We start from the raw sequence: 232 nt of genomic DNA on the forward strand, positions 1-232 counted from the left end.
AGGAACGTGGGAGAACGGGCGCCCTCGTCTCGCTTTTCCCAAAGAGCGCCCCATCAGCAAGTACGGTGAAACCGACGCTAACGAAGACCTGGCAGAAACTGCCAATTACTACTTCCATGAGAACGCGCTTCTACGAGAGAAGGCGCCACTTCGCGCTGAATTCTTCGATCGCCTGATTGCCGGGTGGCGTCAGAGGGGGGATTCGGCCGATAGACTGGAAAAATCCAATTCC

Annotated in this window: 1 protein-coding gene; it reads left to right on the forward strand. The window is 56.0% G+C overall.

Going from position 1 to position 232, the window contains the following annotated elements:
- Window positions 1–232: hypothetical protein (locus IE94_RS40765; protein WP_209441124.1), on the forward strand; the 232-nt coding region annotated here is incomplete at both ends.

Source organism: Streptomyces violaceorubidus (assembly GCF_000717995.1).
GTDB lineage: Bacteria > Actinomycetota > Actinomycetes > Streptomycetales > Streptomycetaceae > Streptomyces > Streptomyces violaceorubidus.